The organism is Micromonospora sp. MP36 (assembly GCF_008119785.1).
Lineage (GTDB): Bacteria > Actinomycetota > Actinomycetes > Mycobacteriales > Micromonosporaceae > Micromonospora.
Genome location: NZ_VSFA01000036.1, coordinates 26,237 through 49,822, shown reverse-complemented (window position 1 = coordinate 49,822; position 23,586 = coordinate 26,237). Strand labels below are relative to the sequence as shown.

Below are 23,586 nucleotides of genomic sequence, written 5' to 3'. Positions count from 1 at the left end.
CTCAGACCCGCTGCTCGCGCAGGTCGGAGACCTCGTGCGCCGGCGCCCAGCCCTGGTAGACGCCGAAGTCGAAGGCCTCCAGACCCATCGCGCGGGCCACCGGCCAGCGGCCGCCCGTGTACTCCACCCGCAGCCAGCCCTCGTGCTCGGCCAGCACGATGAACGGCTGCCCCTGCCAGGTGCAGGTGGTCCGGACGTACGCCAGGTCGTCGACCTCGGCGGCCGGCACCACCCGGACGTGGCGGCCGGGGCGTACCTCCGCGAAGCCCTCGCCCGGTTCGGGCTGGTAGAGGCGGACGTCGTCGCCGTCCGGGCTGGCCTGGTATTCGCGGCCCCGCCAGCGGGCCACGTACCCGTCGCGGCTCACGACTCGTCACCGACCCGGCGCCAGCGCAGCGCGTCGGTGTCGAGCGCCGCGACCACCCGTTCGCTGCCGTCCGCGCCGATCCGCCACAGCTGCGCGCCGTGCGGCAGCCGGGCACTGTCCACCTTGAACTCGGCGACCACGTCGCTGCTCTCGCCCGGCGCGAAGCCGTTGCCCCGGAACGGGGGCCGCTCGATGACCCAGCCCTCCATCGCCCGCATCGCCGCCTCGTTCTGCCCGCCGTAGGGGATGCGGTAGAGGCTGGGCCGGTACGCCGGCCAGCGCAGCACGTAGATCTCCTCGGCATCCCGGGTGAACGGCGAGTCGGGATGGCCGAGGCCGAGCGCGTCGTACAGCTCGGCCGGGGTGCTCAGGTGAGCCAGCTCGCTGGCCCGGTGCACGAAGCCGGACACCCGGTCGTAGCCGCGCTCCAGGTAGTAGGCGAGCTGGCTCGGGGCGACCGCCTTCTGCATGGTCACCGGGCGGGTCGGGTCCACCGGCGGCGCCGCGGGTCGGGACGGGGCGACCGCCTCCGGCTCTGCGGCCGGCGGCTCCGGCTCGCCCTCGGGGTCGTCGCCGAGCCCCACCTCGGCGGCCCAGTTGGCCAGGGCGAGGACCTGCTCACCGGGGTACTTCGCGCCGACCGGGGTGCCCGGGTTCACCGCGAACGACCAGTTCTCGTCCGGCCAGCGCCGGATGAGCTGCACGAACTTGACCCGTACGGTCTCGACCGGCCCGTCGACCCGGTCCGCCAGCCGCTCCGGAGAGGTGTAGACCACCACGTACGTCTCGCCGTCGAGCTCCTCGGTGCGCCAGACGAACGCGGCGTCGCCCGGTCGGCTGCCCGGCGCGGAGTCGGCCGCGACCGGCAGCAGCACCCGGGCCAGCAGGAGGGTGGAGAGAAAACCGTCCGTGCTGCCGCTGCCCACGGCACCGAGGAGTTCCTCCTCGACCTCGTTGGCCGGCACGAAGTCGGCCGGCACCGGCCCCGGCGCCGTACCGGCCGGGGCGGCGTCCGCGCCGCCGGCGGGTTCCCGGCCGGTCGCCGTGGTCGCCTCGTCCGGTGCCGCCGGTACGCCCACCCGCGCGGTGGCCTCGTCGGGCACGTCGGGCGAGACAGCCGGCGTGGTGCGCTGCTCCGGCGAGCCGGCGGGCTGGAACAGCGACCCGGTGGGCGGCTTCGCCGATGCGCCGGGCTGGAACAGCGACACGGTCGGCTCGGCGGACGACGCGGCCGGCTCGAACAGCGAGGCGCTCCGCGCGCCGGCGGCGGCCTGATCGGTCCGTTCCGCGGCCGAGGCGGCCCGGGCGGTCCCTTCTGCGGCCTGGGCGGCCTGGCCGGCCCGTTCTGCGGCCGGAGCTGCCCGGTCAGCCGGGGACGCGGGCGGGACCGCCGGTCCGGCGGACGACGACGGGTCGACCGTGAGCGGCACGGTGAGATCGGCGGGGCCGGCCCAGGGCGCGGGATTTCCGTCGCCGTCGGCCCGGTACGCCAGCGGCACCGTCGCGGACGCCATCGCCGAGGCGGCGGCCGGGACCGTCGGCACCGCGTACGGCTCCGGCACCGCCGACGGCGGACCGCCGGCCGGAGGTGCCGAGGGCTCGTCCGGCTCGGTCAGGTCCCGGGCCTCGATGACGGTGCCCTCGATGACGATCGGCGAGAAGCCCCGGCGCGGCGCGGGCGGGCCGGAGACCGGTTCGGCGATCGACGGGGGCAGCTCCTCCGCGGCTGGCCGCTCGACGCCGGTCCGGTCAGCGGATTCGGCCGGGTGGGCGCGACCGGGGATCGGCTGGGTGGGCTCCTCCGGACCCGGACCCGGACCCGGACCCGGGCCGGGGCTGGGGCTGGGGCGCCGGCGAGGCAGCGCCTGGGTGGCCTCCTCGGCGCCGACCGGGCCGGCCGGCCGGAACGGTCGGGGCGGCTCCGCCGGACGGATCGCCTGGGTGGCCTCGGCGGCGTCCAGCCGGAACGCCTCGGTGGGGTCCGCCGGCACCGGCTCGCTGAGCGGGCGGCGACGCGGGAACGGCTGGCTGCCGCCGGCGAACCGGGACGGCGGCACGGCCCGCTCACCGCTGCGTGGTGCCGGATCCGGCGACGGGCGCCGCACCGCCCGATCCGACGCGGGCTCGAAGAAGGACCGGGCGGGCGGCGGCGGTGCGGGCTCGCGGCCGGCAGGGACGGTCGAGCCCTGCTGCTCCTCCGGGCGGCGACGCGGGTCGGTGCGCCAGCCGGACCGGCCGTCGGAGCCGGGGTCGGCGGCCGGCCGATCGCCGACGCGGGCGGAGCCGGCCGAGTCGCCGGGCCAGCCATCGCGAACCGGCCCCTCCGCCGCGCCGGGCCGGCCGAGCGGCGCCGGGGCACGGTGGCCGTTCGCCGGCTCCGGCCGACGGGCGATCGGTGGTCCGGGCGGCGCCGCCGGGCTCGCTGGCCACGAGGCGGGGGCCGGGACCATGGGGCCGGTCGGCCGTCCATCGGGCGGGGCCGGCACGCGGCCGCCCGGGAGGGGTGTCGCCGCAGCACGTCCCTCGGCAGTGGGAGCACCGGCCACACCCCGACCGGGCGCGGTGGCCCGGGCCCGGGCCGCCTCCACCCGCTCCAGGCGGGCGCGGGCACCCATGGTCCGGCCCGGCAGCCGGACGTCGCCCCGGGCGAGCTGCGCCACGAACCAGGCCGGCAGGTAACCCTCGATGGGCAGGCCGGGATTGACCGCCAGCCACCACTCGTGGTTGGGCCAGCCGGTGGCCAGTTCGGCGTACGGGACGCGGCGGGTGGCGCCGGCGTTCTCGCCCAGGCAGGCCCGCAGCGCGGTGGTCGAGGTGAAGGCGAGGATGTGCGTCCGGCCGCCGGTGGTCCAGGTGCCCCAACCCGTCGAGGGCTGCCCGGCGACCGGCTCCGCGGCGACCGGCAGCAGCAGGTCGACCCGGGTCAGGATGCGGAAGTAGAGCTGCTGGTCCTGAGCCCGCAACGCGTCCCGCATCGCCACCTCGGCCTCGGTGGCCGGCTCCCATCCGGTCACGGCCACCTCTCCTTCCGTGCACAGGCCACAGGCATCGCCTACAACCTACAAGGTGGTAACAGGATCACAATGGCTGGCCGTCGGCGGTCCGCCGGACCACGAGCGAGGCGTTAACATCCGGTTCCGGAGTCGGCACGATACGGAGGCGGTCGATGTCCCGGCCACTGCGCACCCGGCCTGGCCGTCCTGGCGACCGTTCTCGCGCCGTGCCGCCAGCCGTTCTCGGCGCCGCGCCACCACCCGCCCTCGCCGCGCCGCCACCCGCTCTCGCCGCGGCGCCGTCCGCGGTCCGCGCCCCGCAGGGCTGCGCCACGCCCCTCACAGCGGCCCGCCCGGTGGCCGACCAGCCCTGGCCGCAACAGCGGTACGCACCTGACCGCCTCGACCCGCTCGCCACCGGCGCCGGGGTGGTCGTCGCGGTGGTCGACTCCGGGGTGGACCGGACCCACCCGCAGCTCGCCGGACGGGTGCTGCCCGGAGCCGACTTCCTGGACCGGGGCGGCGACGGCACCCGGGACTGCGCCGGACACGGCACCGGGGTGGCGAGCATCATCGCGGCGACACCCCGCCCGGGCGTGGCGTTCCGGGGCTCGCGCCGGGCGCCCGCATCCTGCCCGTACGGGTCAGCGAGCAGCAGGTCGTCGAGGGGCGGGAGTCGGGGCGTACGGTCGGCGCGGCCGATTTCGCCCGGGCCATCCGGTGGGCGGTCGACCACGACGCCGACGTGCTGAACCTCTCCGTCGTGCTGTACGCGGACCATCCCGCCGTCCGCTCCGCGATCGCCTACGCGGTGCGCCGCGACGTCGTCGTGGTGGCCGCCGCCGGCAACCTGCACGGCACCGGCGACCCGCGACCGTATCCGGCCGCGTACGACGGGGTGCTCGGGGTGGGTGCGATCGGGGCGGACGGCACCCGCTCGCCCTTCTCCCAGACCGGCCCGTACGTGGACCTGGTCGCGCCCGGCGGGGACGTGCTGATGGCGGCGCCCGGGCAGGGGCATCACCGGGCGGAGGGGACGAGCTACGCCGCGCCCTTCGTGGCCGCGACGGCGGCGCTGCTGCGGCAGTACCGCCCCGGGTTGAGCGCGGTCGAGGTCGCCCGGCGACTGGTGGCGAGCGCCGACCCGGCCCCGGGGCGCGGGGACGGCTACGGCGGTGGCGTGCTCAACCCTTACCGGGCGGTCACCGAGTCACCCGAGCCGGTGGCGGACCGCCCGGCTCGGGGCGCGGCGCTGGCGGTGGACCGGCCGGACCCGGCCGCGGCGGCCCGGCAGGCGCGCCGGGCGACGGCCCGAGAGCGGGCGCTGCTGGTGGCCGGCGCGACCGGAGCGGCGGCGACGGCCGTGCTGCTGCTCGCCGTGGTGCTGCCCCGGGGTGTCCGGCGCCGCTGGCGCCCCGCCGACCCGGCCTGACCCGCCAACCGCCGCAGGCCCTCACGCCCCGACGCCCCAACGCAACAACGCGTCCACGCCCCACGTGGCATGTCCCACGCCCCACGCGCCAACGCGCCAATGCGCCAATGCGCCAATGCGCCAATGCGCCAATGCGCCAGGATCCGCACAACCTCGGGGAGAGCGTGGCCTCGGTCGAGCCGGGGAGGCCCCGATCTCCGGGACGTTGTGCGGATCCTGGACGCGAGAACGGCGGCGACTACTGGAACAGGTTGACGTTCCGCTTCTCAGTGTCGAGGTAGTCGGCTGCGGACTCCTCCACCGCCAGCTTGATGTCGCGCAGCATCGCCTGGAGGTCCTGCGAGGCGGCCCGCCACCGCGCCTGCCGCTGCTCGTACGCCTGGCGGGCCTCACCGGTCCAGCTCGCCACCAGCGGCGCGGCGTCCCGTTCGAGCTGCCCGAGCTGGCTGTCGAGCGTGTTCAGCGCCTTCTGGATGTCCGCGCCCGCCTGCTGGAGGGCGGCGAAGTTGACGACCAGCACACCATGGTCCATGGAATCGGTCCTTCCGTGCGTCAGAGCGGCAGCTGGATGCCGCGGTGGGTGCCGGCCACCCGGCTGGCGGCGTCGGTGTCGGAGACGTCGTACTGCTGGCCGGCGGTGCGGATGGCGGTCGCGGTCTCCCGCAGGGCCCGCTGGAGCGCCGCCTGGTCCTGCGCCCACTGCTGCTTGACCTGCTCGAAGGACCGCCCACCGGCACCGCGCCAGGCCTGCTCCAACACCTCCAGCTCGGCCATCAGGCCGCTCAGCATGGTCTGCAACGACTGGTCCACCTGCTCGAACTTCGCGGCGGTCTGCTGCATCACCGCGGCTTCTGCCTGGGTCTGGGACACCCCGGACGTCACCTCGTCTCCTCGGTCGTGGCTGGTCGCCGGAGCGACCATCGTGGACTCGCCGGAGCGCGCAGCCGGAGTGGTGGGGCGGGGGGACGGCGCGCGCACGCGAAACTCGTCGCTGACGGTAGCCGCCCGAATGCACTTCTGCTACCCCTTCGGGCTCCCCTGTGGACAACGTGACCTTACGATGAGCCACGCCACCATCACCGGACGAGCAGGCGGAGGAGGCACCGTGAGCGCGAGGAGTGAGCCGGGCCTGCGAGCCCCGCAGTCGCGAACCAGGAATTCCCGGTGACGGCGACCGCCACCGGGAGACGGGCGCCCACGATCGCCCGAGCACCACAGTGGACCACGGCCGGCGTACGGGCCGGGCAGGTGGTGGCGGCGCAGGTCACGGCGGCGGTGCTGGTCGCGGCCGCCGGCCGGGGGGTGGCGACGACGGCGGCCGCCCTGCTGCTGGCCACGCTGCTGCTCCCCGCCGCCTGGGTGCGGTTCCGCGGCCGGTGGCTCTACGAGTGGCTGTTAGTGGGGCTGGGGCACCTGACCCGGCGCCGCGCGCTCCCGGCGACGTCCGGGCCGGCGGAGCTGCTGGACCTCGTCGCGCCCGGGACGGCGGTGCGCTCGGCCGAGCTGGCCGGCGGTCCGGCCGCCGTGCTGGACGACGCCGCCGGGATGACCGCCCTCCTGGAGATCGGCGACCCCGCCGACCTGCTCGGTGACGGTCCGCAGGCCCTCCCCGCGCCGCTGTCCCTGCTGCCCCCACCGGGGCCGGACAGCCCACCGGTCCGGATCCAGCTCCTGCTCGCCGCGTCGCCCGCGCCGACGCCGACCGCCGGGGTCGGCACGGCGGGGACGTCGTACCGCTAGCTCACCGACGGGCGGCTGGCGGGCCGGGCCCGGGCGGTGCTCGCCGTCCGGGTGTTGCGCGTCGACGGTTGGTCGGACGCGGAGCTGCAGCGCGCCCTCGCCGGCACGGTCCGGCGGATCGTCCGCCGGCTCGGCCCGCTGACCGGGCGCCCGCTGGGCGGTTCGGCGGCGCTGCGGGTGGTCGCCGAGCTGGCCCACCACGACGCCGGAGCGCCGGTTCGGGAGAGCTGGCCGGCGATGACGGCGGGCGGGTTGGCGCAGACCACCTGGCGGCTGCGGCGCTGGCCGGGCCGCCGGACCGGCGCGGGCCACCGGCTGGTGTCCCGGCTGCTGGCACTGCCGGCCACCGCCACGACCGTCTCGCTCTGCGTCGGCCCGCGCGCTGGCGCCGACCCCGCGCCGGTGCCGGCCGAGCTGACCGTACGGCTGGCCGCCTGGACCGCCGCGGAGCTGTCGGCCGCCGAGCGGGCGTTGCGCCGGCTCGCCGGGGACCTCGGCGCGGACGTCCGGCGGCTCGACGGCGAGCACCTGGCCGGCCTGGCCGCCACCCTGCCGTTCGGGGTGGCCCCGGCGGGCACCACCTCGGACCCGACCGACCTGGAGCTCTCCCTCGGCGAGTCGGGGCTGATGGTGGGCACCAACCGGCACGGCGGCGCGGTGACCGTACGCCTCTTCCGGCCCGGGACGACCCGACTGCTGCTGGTGGGCGGCGTACCCGCCGCGCAGCTCGTGGCGCTGCGGGCGCTGGCGTTGGGCGCCCGGGTGGTGGTGCAGTCCGCCCGACCCCGGAGGTTCGTGCGCGGCGTGGGCGCACCCGGCGGGGCGGTGCCGCTGATCCCGCCCGGGCGGCCGGTGGGCGGCGCACCGGGGTCACCACTGCAACCGTTGTTGCTGGTGGTCGATGCCGGGCCGGTGCCGCCGAGCCCGAGCCGGAGGTGCCCTGGCGGTCCGTCCTGGTGGTCCGGGACGAGCTCACCCCGGCGGACTCGGCGGCCCTGGCCCGCGCCGACCCGGCGATCCTGCAACCGCTCGACCCGGCGGAGGCGGCGCTGGCCGGCGCAGCCCTGGGCCTCGGTGGCTCGGCGGAGTGGCTGACCCGGATCCGCGACGACATGGTCGCCGTGGTGAACCGGCGGGCGTTGCGCTGGGCGCTGCTCTCGCCGACACCGATCGAGTCGCAACTGGTCGGTCGGCCGGTACGCCGCTGAGCCGGCCACGATTCGTCGATCTTCCCGGGTTCCGCCGGTGGACGGACCGTGGCACGATCCCGGCCATGGATTTTCTGAAGGGTCTCCTGATCCGGCTGGCCACCACGGCGGTGGCCTTCTGGTTCGCCACGCTGCTCATCCCGGGCATCACGCTGAACACCGAGTCGGTCACCGAGAAGGTGATCACGCTGGTGCTGGTGGCGGCCATCTTCGGCGTGGTCAACGCGGTGCTCCAGCCGATCATCAAGACCGTCGGCTGCGGCTTCTACCTGCTGACCCTCGGCCTGATCGCGCTGGTGGTGAACGGCCTGCTCTTCCTGCTCACGAGCTGGATCGCCGGTCAGGCAGGGCTGCCGTTCCACGTGGACGGCTTCTGGCCGGCCGCGGTGCTGGGCGCGCTCCTCGTCGGCATCGTGACCTGGATCCTCGGCGCCGTCCTCGACCGCGACTGACTTCCGCCCGCCGATTCCCGCCCACCGGCCAGACCAGTGGGCGGGAATTGGCTGGTGGCCGGTGGGTGGACAGGGCCTAGCGTGGCAGGGGTGTTCGCTCTGACCCGCCCTGACGGCTACCACATCAGCACCGACCCGGCGCGGCTCGACCTCGACCGGGTGCACCACTGGCTCTCCACCGACGCGTACTGGGCGCTGGGGCGGGAGCGGGATACGGTCGAGCGGGCCTTCGCCGGGTCGCTCGGCTTCGGCGTCTACCGGCCCGGTGACGGGCAGCAGGTGGCGGTGGCCCGGGTGGTCACCGACCGGACCACCTTCGCCTGGCTCTGCGACGTCTACGTGGACCCGAGTGAGCGCGGCCGGGGGCTGGGCACCTGGCTGGCCGGCGCGGTCCGCGACCACCTGACCGAGCTGGGCGTACGCCGGATCGTGCTGGCCACCAACGACGCGCACGGGGTGTACGCCAAGGTCGGCTTCACCCCAGTCGAACCGGACCGCTGGATGGAGTTCGACCAACGGGTGAACCGGGTCACCGGAAAGGACCAAAGCCCTCCTTCACCACTTACGTTGGAGGCGTGAACCAGACCCGCCTCGGCTACCTGTACGGCTTCGGCGCGTACCTGCTCTGGGGTTTCTTCCCGATCTACTTCAAGCTGCTCCGTCCGGCCGGGCCGCTGGAGATCCTCGCGCACCGGGTCGTCTGGTCGGCGGCCTTCGTGGCCCTGCTGCTGACCGCAATGCGCAACATCGGCTTCCTGCGGGCACTGGCCCGCCGGCCCCGGGCCCTGGCCGGCATCGCCGCCGCCGCCGCACTGATCGCCGTCAACTGGGTCACCTACATCTACGGGGTGAACTCCGACCGGGTGGTGGAGACCGCCCTCGGCTACTTCATCACCCCCCTGGTCGTGGTGCTGATCGGGGTCTTCGCGCTGCGCGAGCGGCTGCGCCCGGCACAGTGGGTGGCGCTCGGCGTCGGCGCCCTCGCGGTGGCGGTGCTCACCGTCGACTACGGCCGACTGCCGTACCTGGCGCTCTGCCTGGCCTTCAGCTTCGCCGGGTACGGCCTGGTCAAGAAGCGGCTCGGGCTGCCCGCCGCGGAGGGGCTCTTCGTCGAGTCGGCGGTGCTCTCGCTGCCGGCGTTGGCGTACCTGGCCTGGCTGGCCTGGCACGGTGCGGCAACGTTCGGGCACGTGTCGACCGCGCACACCGTGCTGCTGGTGCTGGCCGGCGCGGCCACCGCGATCCCGCTGCTGCTCTTCGCCGGGGCGGCGAACCGGCTGCCGTTCACCGGGCTGGGCATGCTGCAGTACATCGCGCCGATCCTCCAGCTCGGCTGCGGCGTGCTGATCTACCACGAGCCGATGCCGCCGGCCCGGCTGGCCGGCTTCGCCCTGGTCTGGCTCGCCCTGATCATCTTCACCACCGACGCCATCCGCCAGGCCCGCCGGACCCGGGCCGAGGCGCGCGCCACCGCCACCGCCCCGGTCCCCGCCCCGGCCCGCTGACCCGCCGTCAGCGGAAGTCGTAGGCGAGAACGGGGGTGCCGTCGGCGCGCAGCAGTTCGAGGCGGACCAGTTCGCCATGGGTGAAGTGGGTGGCACCGGTCATGCGGAGGTCGTCCCCCGGAGCGGCCAGCCAGGTGGCGACCTGTTCCGTCGCGCCGTCCGGGCCGTGCGCCACCAGCCGGAAGGTGTACGCCTCGCGGTGACCGGTCCGCTGGTCGTACCCGCAGCGCAGGGTGACCTCGGTGCCCCACTTCTTGTCGGTCAGCCCGACCTCGGCGTGCAGCGGGACCGGACCGTCGACCGGCCGCATGGCGGTCAGGGTCACCTGCGGCGCCGACGGGGCGGCCGGGCGGGCCAGGGTCGCCCCGACGCCGGCCAGCACGGCGAGGGCGGCTGCGGCGAGCGCGGTCAGCGCGTACCGCCGGCGGGACCGGAACCGCTCGCGGCGCCGCTGCTCCCGCGCGGCGTCGAGCAGCGCGGGCACCCGGGAGGCCTCCGACGCCGACGGCAGGAACTGCTCCAGCCCGGCCGGGTCGAGCCGCCCCAGCAGGCCGGGCAGCACCGCGATCTCGGCGACCGCCTCCCGGCAGGCCGCGCAGCCGGCGAGGTGCCGCTCGTAGGCGGCCCGCTCGGCGGGGGCGAGGGCGCCCAGCACGTACGCGCCGTCGTCGTGCGCGAACTCGCAGCGGCTCATCGGGTCACCCCCATCTCGGCCAGGACCAACCGTAGTGAGCGCAGCGCGTAGTGCGTACGCGACTTCACCGTGCCCGGCGGCACACCCAGCCGGGCGGCCGCCTCCGCCACCGACCGCCCCTGGTAGAAGCACTCCACCAGGACTTCACGATGGGTGGGGCTCAGTCGGTTCAGCGCTTCCGCCACCGTCCACGCCTCCACCGCGCGCTCCGTTTCGTCGACCGTCTCGGACGGTTCGGGCAGGTCGTCGGTGTAGATCTCGCCGACCCGGGAGGACCGGCGCCGCCAGGCGTCGATGGCCAGGTTCCGCGCGGTGGTGAAGAGCCAAGCACGCACCGACCCGCGGGCCGGGTCCAGCGACTCCGGGTGCCGCCAGGCCCGCAGCAGCGTCTCCTGCACCAGGTCCTCGGCGCGCGTCCGGTCGCCGTTGACCAACCGTAGGGCGTGCGCGAAGAGCGCGTCGGCATGCTCGTCGTGCAGCGCGCGCAGCAGTTGGGCGTCGTGGTCGCTGATGGCGCTCTCCTCGCTCTCATACGACGAGTCCGGCGATGCGTTCATTCCTGGATACGTGCGGTGACGCCGTTCGGTTCAGCCCAGCTCACGCCGCGGGTGTTCACGCATGGTTCAGCCTGCGGCCGACGCGCGCTCACCGCACCCTGGCAGGGTCCGGCCGGTACGCGCGCGCGGACGACCCGGGCGCGCGCCACCGACATCTTCCCCCCAGGAGGCACCTCCGATGAGCGACCGTCCCCGGCTGCTCCCGCTGCTGGGCGCCACCCGGCACGGCTCCCGCGACGCGATGACCTGTCGGTACCGGTGCGGCAACGCCTGCGACCACCCGGTACCGAACCCCTCCGACAACCCGTACTTCGGGGACCTGGTCGAGGCCGAGGTGTCCCGGCGCGGCGTGGTCCGGGCCGGTGCCGTCGGCGCCCTGGTGCTCGGGTTCGGCGGCAGCGTCGCCGGTGCGCTGGCCGGCGCGGTCCCGGCCGCCGCCGCGCCGGCCGCGCCGGCCGTCCCGGCTGCGGGCGGGGCCGCCGCCCCGCAGGGCGGGGTGGGCAGCGGCGCGCTGACCTTCAAGCCGATCCCGCCGAACAAGCTCGACACCCTGGTCGTCCCGAACGGGTACGACCACGCCGTCGTGATCAAGTGGGGCGACCCGGTGGTCCCCGGCGCGCCGGAGTTCGACGTACGTGCGCAGACCGCCGCGGCCCAGGCCAGGCAGTTCGGCTACAACAACGACTTCGTCGGCGTGCTGCCGATCGACCGGAAGCGGGCACTGCTCGTGGTCAACCACGAGTACACCAACGAGGACCTGATGTTCCCCGGCTTCACCAGCCAGGACGCGCTCTCCGTGGAGCAGCTGCGGGTGGCGATGGCCGCGCACGGCATGTCCGTGGTGGAGATCGAACGGGTGGAGAGCACCGGCCAGTGGCGGCCGGTGCGCAGCGGGCGGCGGCAGTACAACCGGCGGGTGACCGCGCTGGCCACGACGTTCGAGCTGACCGGCCCGGCCGCCGGCTCGGCCTGGCTGCGCACCGCCGCCGACCCGAAGGGTCGTACGGTGGTCGGCACGCTGAACAACTGCGCCGGCGGGGTCACCCCGTGGGGCACGGTGCTCTCCGGTGAGGAGAACTTCAACCAGTACTTCGTCGGCGGCGACGGCGCGCCGGCGGAGCTGAAGCCGAAGCTGGCCCGCTACGGCATCCCGACCGACGTGCGCCACCCGAGCGGCAGCCGCAAGTGGGAGCGCGCCGACGAGCGCTTCGACCTCGCGAAGCACCCGAACGAGGCGCACCGGTTCGGCTGGATCGTCGAGATCGACCCGTTCGACCCGGACAGCAAGCCGCGCAAGCACACCGCGCTGGGCCGGTTCAAGCACGAGGGCGCCAACGTCATCGTGGCGAAGGACGGCCGGGTGGTCGCGTACATGGGCGACGACGAGCGGTTCGACTACCTCTACAAGTTCGTCTCGGACAAGAAGTTCCTGCCGGGCGGCTCCTCGGTGGCCCGCCGGCACAACCTGACCCTGCTGGAGTCCGGCACGCTCTACGTGGCCGCCCTGGTGGGCAACAGCGCCGCCGAGATCGACGGCAGCGGCAAGCTCCCCACCGACGGGGCCTTCGACGGCCGGGGCCGGTGGATCAAGCTGGTCAGCGGCAACCGCTCGTACGTCGACGGGATGACCGCGGCCGACGTGCTCACCTTCACCCGCCTCGCTGCGGACAAGGTCGGCGCGACGAAGATGGACCGCCCGGAGGACGTCGAGCCGAGCCAGCTCACCGGCAAGGTGTACGTGGCGCTGACCAACAACACCGACCGGGGCAAGGCCGGCAAGGCGCCCGCCGACGAGGCGAACCCGCGCAACCTCAACAAGCACGGGCAGATCCTGGAGCTGGTCGAGGACCGGGGCGACAACACCGCCGAGACGTTCGCCTGGTCGCTGCCGATCGTGTGCGGCGACCCGGCCGACCCGTCCACCCACTTCGCCGGGTACGACAAGAGCAAGGTCTCGCCGATCTCCTGCCCGGACAACGTGGCCTTCGACGCCACCGGCAACCTCTGGATCGCCACCGACGGCAACGCGCTGGGCAGCAACGACGGCCTCTTCGCCACCGCCGTGGACGGCCCGGAGCGGGGGCACCTGAAGCAGTTCCTCACCGTGCCGCTGGGCGCGGAGACCTGCGGCCCGTTCGTCACCAAGGACAACCGCTCGGTCTTCGTGGCCGTGCAGCACCCGGGCGAGATCACCGGCGCGTCGGTGGAGAACCCCGCCTCCACCTGGCCGGACGGCGACTTCGCCAAGCCGGGCGTGGTGGTGACCTGGCGCCTCGACGGCGGCCCGATCGGTAGCTGACCTCATCCCCCGGGCGGTCCGACGCTGGGCCGTCCCCGAAGGGCCTCTCCCCGCCGGGAGGGGCCCTTCGGCGTACTCAGGTGTCGGCGGCGATGCCGTCGGCCACGGCGCGGGCCACGGCGAGCAGCTTGGCCCGGACCACCCGGGCGGAGGTCATCATCTCGCTGGCCGGCAGCGCGCAGGCCAGCACCACCCGGCGTTCGATGTCCTTGTCCGGGGTCACCAGCACCGCCGCGCAGGCCACGCCCTGCCGGAACTGCCCCAACTCCAACTGCATGCCGCGCCGGTCACCGGCCGCCAGGTCGGCCTCGAACGCCTCGGGGCTGGTCAGGGTGGCGCTGGTGAACGGGCGCATGCCGTACTCGCGCAGGTAGCGGAAGCGCTGCTCGGGGGTGAGCGTGGCGAGCAGGCTCTTGCCGAGGGCGGTGGCGTGCGCCCCCTCGTCGAAGCCCGGCACCAGGTCCTCCAGGTAGGGCGAGCGGGGCCCCTCGGCCACCGCCGTGACCGCCACCTGGCCGCCCACGAAGCGCCCCAGGTAGTGGCTCCAGCCGGTGTCCGCAGCGGCCCGCCGCAGCGACTCGCCGACCGCCGGCGGCCCCCGGAAGGCGGTCACCAACTCCCGGTACCGGTCGGCCACCTCCAGGCCGACGATGTACGTCCCGTCCTCCCGCCGGATCACGTAACCCTCGTACGCCAGGGTGCGCACCAGGTGGTACGTGGTGGCAACGGTCAGTTCGCAACGGCGGGCGATCTGCTTGACGGTGAGTCCCCTCGGCGCACGGCCGACCGACTCGAGGACTCGAAGCGCGCGGGAGACACTTCGGATCAGGTCCGAAGGTTCCGCCAAGGGGTCACGCACAACCACCTCCGCCGCCGGGGACTTACACCATATGAAAAACAGGCCGCGCGCGAAATGCCTGTTCGGATCGAGGATGCCAGATCACCGGGCACAGACCGTGCACCGACAGACACGATCAGCTGCCAAAACGTGACGGCCGCCGCCGAAATATGGCCGGCGTAGGTTTGGCTGGCCATGACTGACACCGTGCTGCACCCCGCGCCGCCCACGTCCCGCCGTACCGTCCGCGCCAGCGCGGGCGCCATCGCCACCACCATCGCCTGCGTCCTGCCCGTCTTCCTGGTCGGCGGCCTCGCCGTCCAGATGGGCGACGAACTGGGCTTCTCCCCCGCCGGGCTGGGCCTGGCCGTCGCGGTCTACTTCGGGATCAGCGCGCTCGCGTCGGTCCCCTCCGGCGCGCTGGTCGAGCGGTACGGCTCCGCCGTGGTGGCCCGCGCCGGCATCCTGCTCTCCGCCGGCTCGCTGCTGGCCGTGGCGGCGCTGGCCCGGTCCTACCCCGTGCTGGTCGCCCTGCTCGGGCTCAGCGCCGCCGCGAACGCCCTCGGGCAACTCGCCAGCAACGCGGCACTGGCCCGGCACGTGCCCGCCAACCGGCAGGGACTCTCGTTCGGGGTGAAGCAGGCCGCCATCCCGGTCTCCACCCTGCTGGCCGGGGCGGCGGTGCCGACCATCGCGCTGACCGCTGGCTGGCGCTGGGCGTTCGTGGCCGCCGCCGGGGCGGCGCTGGCCGCGCTGCCGGCCGTACCCGAGCAGGAGCGCGGGCCGGCGCGGCCGTCCGCCACCGGACGGGCGGGCCGGGCCACCGTGGCGCTGGTGGTGATCGGCCTGGCCGCCACCCTGGCGTCCGGCGCGGCGAACGCGCTGGGCACCTTCCTGGTGGACTCGTCCGCCGGCCGGGGGCTGTCACCGGCCCTGGCCGGCCTGACGCTCACCCTGGGCAGCGCGGTGTGCGTGCTGGCCCGGATCGGCGCCGGCTGGCTTGCCGACCGCCGGGAGACCGGACACGTCGCGCTGATCGCCGGCATGCTGGTGGTCGGCGCGGTCGGGCTGGCGCTGCTCGCGGTGGCCGGCCGGGCACCGCTGGTCGCCGGCGTGCTGCTCGGCTTCGGGCTCGGCTGGGCGTGGCCCGGGCTGATGAACTTCGCGGTGGTCCGGCTCCATCCACAGGCTCCGGCCGCCGCCACCTCCATCACCCAGACCGGGGTGTACGCGGGCGGCTGCGTCGGCCCGCTGTGCCTGGGCGCCCTGGCCGGCGCGCTCGGCTACCCGACAATGTGGGCGTCGGCCGCCGGGTCGATGCTCCTGGCCGCCCTCCTCATGCTCACCGGCAGCCGCCTCCTGTCCCGCTCCACCCCCTAACCCACCCCCGCGGGCCCGATCCGCCCGTCCCGCCCGGTGATCATGAAGTTGTTGCCCGCCAGCACGGCGTGTCGTGACAACAACTTCATGATCGAGCGTGCGGTCGGGGGGTGGGGGGAAGCGGGGGGGGTTAGCTGGTGCGGTCGGCGATGTAGTCGCAGAGGGATTCGAGGGCGCGGCGGGCCGGGCCCTCGGGGAGCGGGGCGAGCTGGGCTCGGGCGTCCTCGGCGTAGCTGCGGACGGTCTCCCGGGCGCGCTTGAGCGCCGGGGACTCGCGGAGCAGGCCGAGCGCCTCGGCGTGCAGCGCGTCGTCGACCAGCGGACCGGTGGCCAGGATCTCCCGCAGGCGGACGCTCGCCGCGTCGGAGTCGTCCGAGGCGAGCGCGTAGAGCACCGGCAGGGTCGGTACCCCCTCCCGCAGGTCGGTGCCGGGCGTCTTGCCGGACTGCACCGACTCGGAGGCGATGTCGAGCAGGTCGTCGGAGAGCTGGAAGGCCACGCCGATGATCTCGCCGTATCCGGCGAGGGCCTCGATGTGCTCGGCGGAGGCGCCGCCGAACATGCCGCCGAACCGGGCCGAGGTGGCGATCAGCGAGCCGGTCTTCTCGGCGATCACGTGCAGGTAGTGCGCGACCGGGTCGGTGCCGCGCGGGCCGACCGTCTCGGCGATCTGCCCGTGCACCAGCCGGGCGAAGGTGCGCGCCTGCAGCCGCACGGCCTCCGGGCCCAGGTCGGCCGCGATGTCCGCGGCCCGGGCGAAGAGGTAGTCGCCGACCAGGATCGCGACCGAGTTGGTCCAGCGGGAGTTGGCGCTCGGCGCACCCCGCCGCACGGCCGCCTCGTCCATGACGTCGTCGTGGTAGAGCGTCGCCAGGTGGGTGAGCTCCATCACCACGGCGGCCGGTACGACGTGGGCAGCGTTCGGGTCGCCGAACTGGGCGCCCAGCGCCACCAGCAGCGGGCGGAACCGCTTGCCACCGGCCTCGACCAGGTGCCGGGCCGCCTCGGTGACGAGCGGGTCGGCACTGGCCACACTGGTCCGCAGCTCGCTCTCGACCCGCTCTAGGAGGCCCAGCACCGACGCCTCGACGCGCGGGTCGGCGAGGTGCAGGCCGAGCGCGCCGAACTGACCCGTGCCCTCCGGACCCCGACGACCGCCGGAGCCGGTGGCACCTGAACGCTCGCCAGCCGGTTTCACCACGCCTTCAACCATGCCACACCCGTTCGACCTGCCCGAAGAGGGGATACGACCGGGGGCCGGTACGCCAGGCGTACCGGCCCCCGACGGGAGAACCTCGGTCATCGCACGAATTCGGCGGCACCGTTGGCCAGGTCGAGCAGGGGTGCCGGGGCGACCCCCAGGACCAGAGTGGCCAGTACTCCGATGACCAGCGCCGCCGAGGTGAGAGCGCCCGGCACGGCGACCGTCGGGGTGGCGTCGCCCGGCTCGGAGAGCCACATCATCACCACGACCCGCAGGTACGGGAAGGCCAGCACCATGCTGGTCAGCACACCGGCGATCACCAGCCAGGCCTGGTTCGCATCCAGCGCCGGGGCGAAGATCGCGAACTTGCTGGTGAACCCGCTGGTCAGCGGGATACCGGCGAAGGCCAGCAGGATGAAGGTGAAAATCGCGGCGAAGAACGGCGACCGGCGACCCAGCCCGGCCCAGCGGGACAGGTGGGTGGCTTCCCCGTCGGCGTCCCGGACCAGGGTCACCACCGCGAACGCGGCGATCACCGAGAAGCCGTACGCGACCAGGTAGAACATCGTGCCGGAGAGCCCGTCCTTGCTCGGCGCGAGCACGCCCACCAGCAGGTAGCCCGCGTTCGCGATGGACGAGTAGGCCAGCAGCCGCTTGATGTCGGTCTGGGTGACCGCCAGCACCGCGCCGATCAGCATGGTCAGCACCGCCACCGCCCCGAGCACCGGGGTGAAGTCCCAGGCGGCCCCGGAGAAGGCGACGTGGAAGACCCGCAGCAGGGCCCCGAACGCGGCGACCTTGGTGCAGGCGGCCATGAAGCCGGTCACCGGGGTCGGGGCGCCCTGGTAGACGTCCGGCGTCCAGACGTGGAACGGCGCGGCGGCGGCCTTGAAGAGCAGGCCGATGGCGAGCAGCGCCATGCCGGCGAAGAGCAGCACCTGGCTCGACGAGGACTCGGCGACCGCCGCGTGCACGGTGGCGAAGTCGACGCCGGCCGCGCGGTTCGGGATACCGGAGGTGAAGCCGTACACCAGCGCCACGCCGAAGAGGAAGAACGCCGAGGCGTACGCGCCGAGCATGAAGTACTTCAGCGCGGCCTCCTGGCTCAGCAGCCGCCGGCGGCGGGCCAGCGCGCAGAGCAGGTAGAGCGGCAGCGAGAAGACCTCGAGCGAGATGAACATGGTCAGCAGGTCATTCGCCGCCACGAAGATCAGCATGCCGCCGATCGCGAACGTGGTCAGCGGGTACACCTCGGTGGTGCCGCCCGCACCCGCGGCCTGCCGGCGGTCGTCGACCGACTCCGCGGTCACCGCGGCGTGGGCCACGAAGGCCCCGCCCCGCTCCACCGCCCGCTCACCGATGAGCAGCAGCGCCATCGCCGCCAGGATCAGGATCGCGCCCTGGAGGAAGAGCGTCGGCCCGTCCACCGCGATGGCGTGCCCGGCGGTGATCAGCCGGTCGTCGGCGTTGAGGATCACCATGGTCAGCGCCGCGAGCACCGCCACCAGGGCGAGCAGCAACTGCACCGGGTTGCGGAGCCGCCGCGGCACGAACGCCTCGACCAGGACGCCGACCAGGGCCGCACCCAGCATGATCAGAATGGGAGCCAGCGCCGCGTAGTCGATCGACGGCAACTTCAGCTCGGTCATTTTGCGGCCTCCTGGACGCTGCCGACCTCCGGGGCGGGATCGGTCCGACCCACGTCCTGCATGGTCGCCTTCACGGCGGGGTTGATGACATCGGTGACCGGCTTGGGATAGAAGCCGAGCAGCACGATCAGCGCGATCAGCGGGGCGACCACGACCTTCTCGCGCAGGCTCAGGTCACGGCGCATGCCGTCGACCTCGGTCAGGGCCGGGTTGAGCGTGCCCTGCGTGGTGCGCTGCACCATCCACAGCACGTACGCCGCCGCCAGGATGATGCCCAGCGTGGCGATCACCGCGACCGGCTTGTTGGTGGTGAACGTGCCGATCAGCACCAGGAACTCGGAGATGAACGGCGCGGTGCCGGGCAGCGCCAGCGAGGCGAGACCGGCGAAGAAGAGCACCCCGGCCAGCACCGGGACCAGCTTGCCCGCGCCGCCGAAGTCGCTGATCAGCGCCGAGCCACGGCGGGCGATGAGCATGCCCACCACCAGGAAGAGCAGGCCGGTGGCCAGGCCGTGGTTGAGCATGTAGAGCACCGCGCCGGTGCCGGCCTGGGTGGTGAAGGCGAAGATGCCGACCCCGATGAAGCCGAAGTGGGCGATCGACGTGTACGACACCAGCCGCTTGAGGTCGTTCTGCCCGACCGCCAGCAGCGCGGCGTAGATGATGCCGATCACGCCCAGCGCCAGCGCCCACGGAGCGAACCACTTCGACGCCTCGGGGAAGAGCGGCAGGCAGTACCGCAGGATCCCGAAGGTGCCGACCTTGTCCAGCACGCCGACCAGCAGCGCCGCCGCGCCGGCCGGTGCCGCGCCACCGGCGTCCGGCAGCCAGGTGTGGAACGGGAAGAACGGCGCCTTGATCGCGAACGCGAGGAAGAAGCCGAGGAAGAGCCAGCGGGCGGTGTCGGTCGGGATCTCGGCCTGGCTCAGCGCCTGCCAGTCGAAGGTCTTCCCGCCGACCACCCACAGGCCGATCACCGCGGCCAGCATGAACAGACCGCCGACCAGCGAGTAGAGGAAGAACTTCACCGCCGCGTACTGCCGCTGGTGGCCGCCGTAGCTGCCGATGAGGAAGTACATCGGCACCAGCATGACCTCGAAGAACACGTAGAAGAGGAAGACGTCGGCGGCGGCGAAGACGCCGATCATCGTGCACTCGAGGACGAGCAGCAGCGCGAAGTAGACCGGCACCGAGCGCTTGGACGACTCGGCGTCGTGCCAGGAGGCCAGGATCACCAGCGGCACCAGGATCGCGATCAGCATCAGCATGACCAGCGCGATGCCGTCGGCCGCGAAGGTGAAGTTGACCCCCCAGTTGGGGATCCACGCGTACGACTCGCGGAACTGGAACCGGTCGCCGTCGACCTGGAAGGCGATCCACATGGCCACCGAGAGCACCAGCACCAGCAGCGACCAGGCGAACGCCACGAGCTTGGCGAGGTCCGGGCTGCGGCGCGGCAGCAGGGCCACCACCAGGGCGCCGACCAGCGGCGCCACCGTCAGCACCGAGAGGAACGGGAAGTTGGACATTATTCGGCCTTACCTCCGTCGTGACTGCGTGGTCCGCCGGCGGGGGCGGCCGCGTTGAGGTCGATCACGCCAGCCACCCCGCCTGCACCGCCAGGAACGCCGCCACGACGAGCAGCGCGCCGGTCAGGATCGAGGTCGCGTACGACCGCACGAAACCGGTCTGCAGCCGCCGGAGCCGGCCCGAGCCCCCGCCCACCGCGGCGGCCAGGCCATTGACCAGCCCGTCCACGCCCCGGTTGTCGAGGAAGACCAGCGCCCGGGTGAGGAAGATGCCCGGCTTCTCGAAGACCGCCTCGTTGAAGGCGTCCGTGTAGAGGTTCCGGCGCGCGGCGGTGACCAGCACCCCGGCCGGCTGCGGCTCGGTGGCCGTGCCGTTGCGGAACAGCATCCAGGCCAGTCCGGCGCCGAGCACGGTCACCAGCAGCGAGAGCGCGGTGATCAGCCAGTGGGCGAGGACCGGCTCGTGCTCAGGGTGTTCACCGCCGAGGCCGGCGGTGGCGGTCAGCCAGTCCGGTACGGAGGTGGAGAGCAGGAAGCCGGCGCCGACCGAGCCGATCGCCAGCAGGATCAGCGGGATGGTCATCAGCTTCGGCGACTCGTGCGGGTGCTCGATGTCCTCGGTCCAACGGGCCGGGCCATGGAAGGTGAGCACGAAGAGCCGGGTCATGTAGAAGGCGGTCAGCCCGGCACCGAGCAGCGCCGCCCCGCCGAACAGCCAGGACGTCCAGTCCCCCCGCTCGAACGCCGTCGCGATGATCGGCTCCTTCGAGAAGTAGCCGGAGAGCGGCGGGATGCCGATGATGGCGAGCCAGCACATCATGAAGGTCAGCCAGGTGACCTTCATGTACTTGGCCAGGTTGCCGAAGCGGCGGATGTCCACCTGGTCGTTCATGCCGTGCATGACCGAGCCGGCACCGAGGAACATGTTGGCCTTGAAGAAGCCGTGCGCCAGCAGGTGCACGATGGCCAGCGCGTACGCCCCGCCGCCCAGGCCGACGCCGAGGAACATGTAGCCGATCTGGCTCACCGTGGACCAGGCCAGCACCCGCTTGATGTCGTCCTTCGCCGCGCCGATGAGGCAGCCCATCAGCAGGGTGACCGCGCCGACGCTGACCACCACCAGTTGCAGGGTGGCGTTCGCCGAGAAGATCGGGTTGGACCGGGCGATCAGGTAGACGCCCGCGGTGACCATGGTGGCCGCGTGGATGAGCGCGGAGACCGGGGTCGGGCCCTCCATCGCGTCCGGCAGCCACGCCTGCAGCGGGAACTGGCCGGACTTACCGGTGGCGCCGAGGAGGAGCAGCAGGCCGAGCACCAGCACCGTGGTCTGGCTCAGCGCACCGACGCCGCTGAACACCTCGTCGTACTGGGTGGTGCCTAGCTGGGCGAACAGCACGAAGATGCCGATGGCCAGGCCGGCGTCGCCGACCCGGTTCATCAGGAACGCCTTCTTGCCGGCCGTGGCCGCGCTCGGCCGGCCGTACCAGAAGGAGATCAGCAGGTACGACGCCAGACCGACGCCCTCCCAGCCGAAGTAGAGCATCACGTAGTTGTTGCCGAGCACCAGCAGCAGCATGGCGGCGACGAAGAGGTTGAAGTACCCGAAGAACCGTCGCCGGCCCTCGTCGTGCGCCATGTACTCGACCGCGTACAGGTGGATCAGGAAGCCCACCCCGGTGATCAGCAGGACGAACACCGCGGCCAGCGGGTCGAAGAGCAGACCGAAGTCCACCTTCAGGTCGCCGACCGTGATGAACTGCCAGAGGCTCAGCTGAACCTGCTTGTTCTCCAGACCACGGAGCTGGAGGAAGTAGGTCAGGCCGAGCACGAAGGCGGCGCCGATCGCGCCCACCCCCAGCCAGTGGCCCCAGCGGTCCGCACGTCGGCCGAGCAGCAACAGGATCGCCGCGCTGACCAGCGGGATCGCCACCAGCAGCCAGACGCTGCCGAGGAGCCCACTCGCCGGAGCGAAGGTGACGGCTCCGGTCGGTTCGGCTGCCGCGTACGTCAGAATCTCGTCCACCGCAGGCCCCTCAGTACTTCAGCAGGTTGGCGTCGTCGACGCTCGCCGAGCGTCGCGTCCGGAAGATCGACATGATGATCGCTAGCCCGACCACGACCTCGGCCGCCGCCACCACCATCACGAAGAACGCCATGATCTGGCCGTTCAGGTCGCCGTTGATGCGGCTGAAGGTGACCAGCGTCAGGTTGGCGGCGTTGAGCATCAGCTCCACGCACATGAACAGCACGATCGCGTTACGCCGGATCAGCACGCCGACGGCACCGATGGTGAACAGCACCGCGGCGAGGATCAGGTAGTAGTCCGGGGTCACTTTTCCGTCCCCTTCAACGAGGTCTCCTCAGCGGTCAGCTCCCGGACCGGCAGGATCTCCGGGATGCTCCGGTCGGTCAGCCGGCCGTCGGGCAGGCGGGCCGGGGTGGCCACCGAGGACGAGGTGGCGAAGATGCCCGGTCCGGGCTTCGGCCCCGGGTAGTTGCCGGGGCGGAACCGGGCCTTCATGGTGGCGATCTGGTCCATCCGGTCCTCCTTACGCCGCTCCACGTGCGCCAGCACCATCGCGCCCACGGCCGCCGTGATCAGCAGCGCGGAGGTCAGCTCGAAGGCGAAGACGTACTTGGTGAAGAGCAGCCGGGCGATGCCCTGGACGTTGCCCTCGGCGTTCGGCTTGTCCAGGCCCACCGCCTGGACGCCCTCCAGCGCCCGGTAGAGGCCGCTGCCCACCAGGCCGGCGAAGCCGACACCGAGCACCACCGCGGCGACCCGCTGCCCGCGCAACGTCTCGATCAGGGAGTCGGAGGCGTCCCGGCCGACCAGCATCAGCACGAACAGGAAGAGCATCATGATCGCGCCGGTGTAGACGATGATCTGCACCATGCCGATGAACGGCCCGGCCTGCAGGACGTAGAACACGCCCAGGCAGAGCATGGTCAGCACCAGCCAGAGCGCGGAGTGCACCGCATTCCGCGCCCAGACCATGCCGATCGCGCCGATCAGCGCCAGCGGGGCGAGGATCCAGAAGGTGACCTCCTCACCCCCGGACACCTGGCCCGCCGCGGCGAGCACTGTCTGACTGGTCATGCTCCTGCTCCCTTGCCCGCCTCGGCCCGCTGCGCGGCCTGCTCGGCGCCGGGGAAAGTCACCCCGGGGTGCTCGTCCACCTGGTACCGGCCGGGGCCCATCGGCGAGTGCTCCGCGCCGGCGGAGGTGCCCGGGTTGGTTAGCCCGCCGACGTAGTAGTCCTTCTCGCTGTCACCCAGCCGCATCGGGTGCGGCGGCTGCTCCATGCCCGGCAGCAGCGGCGCGAGCAACTGCTCCTTCGTGAAGATCAGGTCCTGCCGGCTGTCCCGGGCCAGCTCGTACTCGTTGCTCATGGTCAGCGAACGGGTCGGGCATGCCTCGATGCAGAGCCCGCAGAAGATGCAGCGGGCGTAGTTGATCTGGTAGACGCTGGCGTACCGCTCACCCGGGGAGAAGCGCTGCTCCTCGGTGTTGTCGCCACCCTCCACGTAGATCGCGTCCGCCGGGCAGGCCCACGCGCACAGCTCGCAGCCGATGCACTTCTCCAAGCCGTCCGGGTGCCGGTTGAGAATGTGCCGCCCGTGGTAGCGCGGCGCCGAGACCGGCGGCTTGAACGGGTAGTCGGTGGTGACGACCTTCCTGAACATGTGCGAGAAGGTGACCCCGAAGCCCTTGAACGTTCCGGTGATCGCGCCCACG

Annotated in this window: 19 protein-coding genes and 2 pseudogenes; 7 read left to right on the top strand and 14 right to left on the bottom strand. The window is 73.3% G+C overall.

Going from position 1 to position 23,586, the window contains the following annotated elements; translation table 11 throughout:
* Position 1 precedes the first annotated feature (1 nt).
* Both FXF52_RS22545 and FXF52_RS22540 read right to left on the bottom strand, forming a co-directional pair.
* Positions 2-367, bottom strand: a complete 366-nt coding sequence (locus tag FXF52_RS22545) for a hypothetical protein (protein ID WP_148799736.1) — start codon at positions 365-367, stop codon at positions 2-4.
* Positions 364-3,381, bottom strand: a complete 3,018-nt coding sequence (locus tag FXF52_RS22540) for an SseB family protein (protein WP_148799734.1) — start codon at positions 3,379-3,381, stop codon at positions 364-366. Before FXF52_RS22540 ends, FXF52_RS22545 begins: the two co-directional genes overlap by 4 nt.
* 152 nt (positions 3,382-3,533) lie before the next feature.
* On the opposite strand from FXF52_RS22540, the pseudogene mycP reads away from it, so the two are divergent.
* Positions 3,534-4,792 (top strand): annotated as a pseudogene (mycP, locus tag FXF52_RS22535) (type VII secretion-associated serine protease mycosin).
* A 238-nt stretch (positions 4,793-5,030) separates the two neighbouring features.
* Here the strand turns inward: mycP and FXF52_RS22530 are convergent.
* Positions 5,031-5,324 carry a WXG100 family type VII secretion target gene (locus FXF52_RS22530; protein WP_148799732.1) on the bottom strand — a complete coding sequence of 98 codons (294 nt, stop codon included), beginning with the start codon at positions 5,322-5,324 and terminating at the stop codon, positions 5,031-5,033.
* A 20-nt stretch (positions 5,325-5,344) separates the two neighbouring features.
* On the bottom strand, positions 5,345-5,662 hold the full coding sequence (locus FXF52_RS22525; protein ID WP_148799758.1) for a WXG100 family type VII secretion target: 318 nt from the start codon (positions 5,660-5,662) through the stop codon (positions 5,345-5,347).
* A gap of 294 nt (positions 5,663-5,956) precedes the next feature.
* Here FXF52_RS22525 and eccE point away from each other — a divergent pair.
* From eccE to rarD, 4 genes and pseudogenes are all read left to right on the top strand, one after another.
* Positions 5,957-7,740: pseudogene (gene eccE / locus FXF52_RS44110) on the top strand (type VII secretion protein EccE).
* Between the two features lie 65 nt (positions 7,741-7,805).
* Positions 7,806-8,192 carry a phage holin family protein gene (locus FXF52_RS22515; RefSeq protein ID WP_148799729.1) on the top strand — a complete coding sequence of 129 codons (387 nt, stop codon included), beginning with the start codon at positions 7,806-7,808 and terminating at the stop codon, positions 8,190-8,192.
* A gap of 90 nt (positions 8,193-8,282) precedes the next feature.
* A complete protein-coding gene (locus tag FXF52_RS22510) occupies positions 8,283-8,771 on the top strand; it encodes a GNAT family N-acetyltransferase (RefSeq protein WP_148799727.1) in 489 nt (162 codons plus the stop codon).
* Positions 8,768-9,697, top strand: coding sequence for an EamA family transporter RarD (gene rarD, locus FXF52_RS22505; protein ID WP_148799725.1), 930 nt, complete (start codon positions 8,768-8,770; stop codon positions 9,695-9,697). Before FXF52_RS22510 ends, rarD begins: the two co-directional genes overlap by 4 nt.
* Before the next feature lie 7 nt (positions 9,698-9,704).
* Here rarD and FXF52_RS22500 read toward each other — a convergent pair whose 3' ends face one another.
* Positions 9,705-10,391: an anti-sigma factor gene (locus FXF52_RS22500; RefSeq protein WP_148799724.1), complete on the bottom strand. Its 687-nt coding sequence runs from the start codon at positions 10,389-10,391 to the stop codon at positions 9,705-9,707.
* Entirely contained in the window at positions 10,388-10,882 is a 495-nt protein-coding gene (locus tag FXF52_RS22495) for a sigma-70 family RNA polymerase sigma factor (protein WP_255472231.1), read from the bottom strand. The genes FXF52_RS22500 and FXF52_RS22495 overlap by 4 nt, the downstream gene beginning before the upstream one ends.
* 244 nt (positions 10,883-11,126) lie before the next feature.
* Here FXF52_RS22495 and FXF52_RS22490 point away from each other — a divergent pair, with 244 nt between their 5' ends.
* Positions 11,127-13,247 (top strand): PhoX family phosphatase, encoded by a 2,121-nt coding sequence (locus FXF52_RS22490; RefSeq protein WP_148799721.1) that lies wholly within the window; start codon positions 11,127-11,129, stop codon positions 13,245-13,247.
* A gap of 76 nt (positions 13,248-13,323) precedes the next feature.
* On the opposite strand, the gene FXF52_RS22485 is transcribed toward FXF52_RS22490, so the two are convergent.
* Entirely contained in the window at positions 13,324-14,106 is a 783-nt protein-coding gene (locus FXF52_RS22485) for an IclR family transcriptional regulator (RefSeq protein ID WP_148799720.1), read from the bottom strand.
* Positions 14,107-14,280: 174 nt separating this feature from the next.
* Between FXF52_RS22485 and FXF52_RS22480 the strand changes: the two genes are divergently transcribed.
* Positions 14,281-15,465: an MFS transporter gene (locus FXF52_RS22480; protein ID WP_148799718.1), complete on the top strand. Its 1,185-nt coding sequence runs from the start codon at positions 14,281-14,283 to the stop codon at positions 15,463-15,465.
* Between the two features lie 130 nt (positions 15,466-15,595).
* Here the strand turns inward: FXF52_RS22480 and FXF52_RS22475 are convergent, their stop codons facing one another.
* The 7 genes from FXF52_RS22475 to nuoI all read right to left on the bottom strand — a co-directional run bounded on the left by FXF52_RS22475 (position 15,596) and on the right by nuoI (position 23,585).
* Positions 15,596-16,678 (bottom strand): polyprenyl synthetase family protein, encoded by a 1,083-nt coding sequence (locus tag FXF52_RS22475; protein WP_148799716.1) that lies wholly within the window; start codon positions 16,676-16,678, stop codon positions 15,596-15,598.
* 86 nt (positions 16,679-16,764) lie between these two features.
* Positions 16,765-18,318, bottom strand: a complete 1,554-nt coding sequence (gene nuoN / locus FXF52_RS22470) for an NADH-quinone oxidoreductase subunit NuoN (protein WP_148799714.1) — start codon at positions 18,316-18,318, stop codon at positions 16,765-16,767.
* Complete coding sequence (locus tag FXF52_RS22465) at positions 18,315-19,847, bottom strand: NADH-quinone oxidoreductase subunit M (RefSeq protein ID WP_148799712.1); 1,533 nt, start codon at positions 19,845-19,847, stop codon at positions 18,315-18,317. The genes nuoN and FXF52_RS22465 overlap by 4 nt, the downstream gene beginning before the upstream one ends.
* A 64-nt stretch (positions 19,848-19,911) precedes the next feature.
* The gene (gene nuoL / locus FXF52_RS22460; RefSeq protein ID WP_148799710.1) at positions 19,912-21,870 is read right to left on the bottom strand and encodes an NADH-quinone oxidoreductase subunit L; all 1,959 of its coding nucleotides are present in this window, start codon (positions 21,868-21,870) and stop codon (positions 19,912-19,914) included.
* Positions 21,871-21,880: 10 nt separating this feature from the next.
* Positions 21,881-22,180, bottom strand: coding sequence for an NADH-quinone oxidoreductase subunit NuoK (gene nuoK / locus FXF52_RS22455; protein ID WP_073834091.1), 300 nt, complete (start codon positions 22,178-22,180; stop codon positions 21,881-21,883).
* On the bottom strand, positions 22,177-22,947 hold the full coding sequence (locus FXF52_RS22450; RefSeq protein WP_148799708.1) for an NADH-quinone oxidoreductase subunit J: 771 nt from the start codon (positions 22,945-22,947) through the stop codon (positions 22,177-22,179). The genes nuoK and FXF52_RS22450 overlap by 4 nt, the downstream gene beginning before the upstream one ends.
* Positions 22,944-23,585: an NADH-quinone oxidoreductase subunit NuoI gene (gene nuoI / locus FXF52_RS22445; protein ID WP_148799706.1), complete on the bottom strand. Its 642-nt coding sequence runs from the start codon at positions 23,583-23,585 to the stop codon at positions 22,944-22,946. Before nuoI ends, FXF52_RS22450 begins: the two co-directional genes overlap by 4 nt.
* Position 23,586: the final 1 nt, after the last annotated feature.

Bases quoted from the DNA above. Each gene is read 5' to 3' on its own strand.
- FXF52_RS22530 (WP_148799732.1), bottom strand. From the start codon at position 5,324: ATGGACCATGGTGTGCTGGTCGTCAACTTCGCCGCCCTCCAGCAGGCG.
- FXF52_RS22515 (WP_148799729.1), top strand. From the start codon at position 7,806: ATGGATTTTCTGAAGGGTCTCCTGATCCGGCTGGCCACCACGGCGGTG.
- FXF52_RS22500 (WP_148799724.1), bottom strand. From the start codon at position 10,391: ATGAGCCGCTGCGAGTTCGCGCACGACGACGGCGCGTACGTGCTGGGC.
- FXF52_RS22490 (WP_148799721.1), top strand. From the start codon at position 11,127: ATGAGCGACCGTCCCCGGCTGCTCCCGCTGCTGGGCGCCACCCGGCAC.
- FXF52_RS22480 (WP_148799718.1), top strand. From the start codon at position 14,281: ATGACTGACACCGTGCTGCACCCCGCGCCGCCCACGTCCCGCCGTACC.
- FXF52_RS22475 (WP_148799716.1), bottom strand. From the start codon at position 16,678: ATGGTTGAAGGCGTGGTGAAACCGGCTGGCGAGCGTTCAGGTGCCACC.
- nuoN (WP_148799714.1), bottom strand. From the start codon at position 18,318: ATGACCGAGCTGAAGTTGCCGTCGATCGACTACGCGGCGCTGGCTCCC.
- FXF52_RS22465 (WP_148799712.1), bottom strand. From the start codon at position 19,847: ATGTCCAACTTCCCGTTCCTCTCGGTGCTGACGGTGGCGCCGCTGGTC.
- FXF52_RS22450 (WP_148799708.1), bottom strand. From the start codon at position 22,947: ATGACCAGTCAGACAGTGCTCGCCGCGGCGGGCCAGGTGTCCGGGGGT.